Source organism: Virgibacillus litoralis, from assembly GCF_017873675.1.
In the GTDB taxonomy this organism is placed as follows: domain Bacteria; phylum Bacillota; class Bacilli; order Bacillales; family Amphibacillaceae; genus Lentibacillus; species Lentibacillus litoralis.
In genome coordinates, this window is record NZ_JAGGKK010000041.1 from 1 (window position 1) to 2,871 (window position 2,871).

The following is a 2,871-nucleotide window of genomic DNA, read 5'->3' on the forward strand; positions in this document are numbered from 1 at the left end:
AAGTGAATATTCCCATCATTCACAAATTTCACATAAAATATTTTTCTTGACTTCTTCTTAAAAATTTAATGCAACGCTAGTGTAATTTCCTATACAATTAAAAAACTTGGCTTATCGCCAAGCCTTAGTTGCACTTATGCAGTAAGAAAGGATTTATACTTTATTATCTGCTAAAAAATATTTTTCTCTAATTAATGACACTTTTCATCGATTGGATTCGATAGTAGTAGTAAGAAGTGGTTGCCAACCTCACTGTCAGTACTAATGCCTTTCACTGTGCAGTCTTTCCTCTAAATTTGAATTTGTCTTTGTATGATTATGCAGATCACAGTAATACACAACTGTTTCTAGTTTAAGCGAAATTTCACAAGTACCTGTTTGCCTAATAAAGTTTTTCCAGTAATAATAATTGTGCGTTTCTGTTGGGATAACTTCATGATTAGTACTTAATTCTTCCCAATTGTGCTGTTGTTCAACTTCTATGTCCTCTGCGTTTGCTAAACTCAAGGGCATCAGAGTCAGAAAAAACAATCCAGCCATAATAATAAACCTTCGCAATAACATCACCACTTTCTTTGTAAGTTCTCATTTAAATAACATTCACTAAAAATTGGGAAATATACACATAAGATGATCCTCAAACAATACACAATAGGTAAATTTCTGTTAATATATTTATCAACTATATAAAAAAGGGGCTGAAGCAATGACCGATACTACTATTCTGGTTAATACGCTATATAATGCATACAACCTTGGACAAGCTATTTCCAAGGAAGAGATTCCAAAAAATATTAGTAAAGAAGATGCATACAATATCCAGCATCAGCTTACTGATAAGAAATCAGCGAACAACAATGATAACCTGATAGGCTATAAAATAAGCTTAACGAGTGAAGAAACACAACATCTATTCAATTCCACAACACCTTTATATGGTGCATTAACAAAATCAAGTCTTTCTGATGGATCGATTGCATTGGATAAAATGCTCTCCCCTCTTATCGAAATTGAGCTAATGTTTATTGCACATGAAGACCTATCGGCAACAGACGACGTGCAGTCTATTTTACAAAAAATGAGCATTGCACCAGGACTGGAAATTCCAGATTCACGTTTCAAAGATTGGTTTCCAAAGCTCAGTTTAGGTCAAGTTATTGCAGATAGTGCAGTTGCCGGTAATGTAATTGTTGGAGAACCAGTCGAGGAAGTATCTTATAAACAATTAGCAAATATTAAAGCGGATCTTACATTAAATGGCGAAATAATTGCGCAAGGTCCAGCAACCGAAGTGCTTGATAATCCTGTCCATGCAGTTCAATGGCTTATCGAGGAGCTTGCTAAAACCGGACGAACAATTCAAAAAGGAATGATCATCTCTTCTGGTACCTTTATTTTGCCTAAAACGCTTCGAAGAGGGAACTATCAAGTTAGCTTTGATGATGTTGGTTCCGTAAGTCTTGACGTAATATAAAAATCCGGTTTTTAACTTCTTAAAATAAAGATATTTCCAACATAAATCTGGAAGTGACAGGTACCTTCCTGAAAAAAGTTCAATAAGTTGAATTATTTTCACAATTTAGTATTGCATTAACATAAAATATGAAGTAACATTGATATCAAATTTTTACACCATAGGGGGCTGGCGTCATGGATAATCACTCAATTGAAGTTAACTATTGTTCAACAAGAAAAGTAAAGCCTAGGTCGGATGAATTGGAATTTGGAAGAGTCTTCACCGACCATATGTTTATTATGGATTATTCGGATCCTTTGGGGTGGCATGATGCACGAATTATACCGTATCAGCCACTTTCGATTGACCCCTCTGCAATGGTATTTCATTACGGTCAATCCGTTTTTGAAGGATTGAAAGCATATCATACACCTGAAGGAGAAGCTCAATTATTTCGACCTAAAAAAAATATTGAGCGGATTAACCGATCAAACGAACGACTATGTATCCCGCAGCTTGACGAAGAATTTGCTCTGCACGCAATCAAACAGCTAGTCGGTATCGAGAAGGATTGGATTCCAAAAGCTGATGGAACTTCACTCTACATTCGGCCATTTATTATTTCCACTGAGGCTTATCTTGGTGTTGCACCATCACGACATTATCAATTTATTGTTATCCTATCACCAGTTGGTGCGTATTATAAAGAAGGAATTAATCCTGTTAAAATTGCAGTGGAAAATAAATATGTACGCACAGTAGCAGGAGGAACTGGTGAAGCCAAAACTGGCGGAAACTATGCAGCCAGTTTAAAAGCACAGGAACTAGTAGCAAACAGTGGGTATGCACAGGTAATGTGGCTTGATGGAGTTGAGAGGAAATATATTGAAGAGGTCGGCAGCATGAATGTATTCTTCAAAATTAATGGAGAAGTCGTGACCCCTGCCTTAAATGGAAGCATCCTTAAAGGTGTAACCAGGAACTCTGTAATTGAATTATTGAAGCACTGGGGTATTCCTGTTGCTGAACGGAAAATTTCTATGCACGAATTATATGAGGCACATGAGAACGGATTACTTGAGGAAGCATTTGGAGCTGGTACCGCCGCAGTTATTTCACCAATTGGTCAGTTAACATGGAATGGCGATCATATTATAATTAATAATGCGGAAACAGGCTCAGTTTCCAAAAAACTTTATGACACATTAACAGGTATTCAATACGGAAAACAGGAAGACCCATTTGGATGGATTGAAAAAGTGAAAGCAGTCAGTAAAGTTAAATAATTGGAAATCTAAGGCAGTAAAACAGTATTTATACGTACAAAAGCGCAAGCGCCTGTTCAGCGCCGTATGGACTGGACTGACCCGTGTGAGATAAAGGATACACGAAGAGCGTAAGCGATTCGATGTTGA

At 36.7% G+C, this 2,871-nt stretch carries 3 protein-coding genes; 2 read left to right on the forward strand and 1 reads right to left on the reverse strand.

Annotated features, from left to right (window positions below):
• Nucleotides 1–261: 261 nt before the first annotated feature.
• The gene (locus J2Z82_RS19250) at nt 262–540 is read right to left on the reverse strand and encodes a hypothetical protein (protein WP_209482410.1); all 279 of its coding nucleotides are present in this window, start codon (nt 538–540) and stop codon (nt 262–264) included.
• Nucleotides 541–706: 166 nt separating this feature from the next.
• Here J2Z82_RS19250 and J2Z82_RS19255 point away from each other — a divergent pair, with 166 nt between their 5' ends.
• Nucleotides 707–1,474 (forward strand): 2-keto-4-pentenoate hydratase, encoded by a 768-nt coding sequence (locus J2Z82_RS19255; RefSeq protein ID WP_209482411.1) that lies wholly within the window; start codon nt 707–709, stop codon nt 1,472–1,474.
• Nucleotides 1,475–1,650: 176 nt separating this feature from the next.
• Nucleotides 1,651–2,742 (forward strand): branched-chain amino acid aminotransferase, encoded by a 1,092-nt coding sequence (locus tag J2Z82_RS19260; protein WP_209482412.1) that lies wholly within the window; start codon nt 1,651–1,653, stop codon nt 2,740–2,742.
• The last annotated feature ends 129 nt before the right edge of the window (nt 2,743–2,871 follow it).